Below are 385 nucleotides of genomic sequence, written 5' to 3' on the forward strand. Positions count from 1 at the left end.
CGATACGGGCGATGGATGGCGGTGGCTCAATACCGGCGACCTGGCGCGGCAGGATGAACAGGGCTACTTCTGGCTTACCGGCCGCAAGAAGGAACTGATCATTCGCGGCGGCCACAACATTGATCCGCTCACCATCGAAGCGCCGCTGCATCGTCACCCTGCCGTGCAGATTGCTGCCGCCGTCGGGCGCCCGGATGTGCATGCGGGCGAGCTGCCGGTTGCCTACGTGCAACTGCGTGCCGGTGCGTCCGCCACGGAAGCCGATCTGCTGGCCTTCCTGAAGGCGGAAATTGCGGAGCGTGCGGCGCTGCCCCGGCAGGTCAACATCATTGAAACGATGCCCCTGACCGCCGTGGGCAAGATCTTCAAGCCGGCACTCAAGCAC

General features: G+C 64.7%; 1 pseudogene. It reads left to right on the forward strand.

Going from position 1 to position 385, the window contains the following annotated elements:
* A pseudogene (locus I6F36_RS39405) lies at positions 1 to 385 on the forward strand (AMP-binding protein); the annotation flags it as partial.

The organism is Bradyrhizobium sp. BRP19 (assembly GCF_020194195.1).
Lineage (GTDB): Bacteria > Pseudomonadota > Alphaproteobacteria > Rhizobiales > Xanthobacteraceae > Bradyrhizobium > Bradyrhizobium yuanmingense.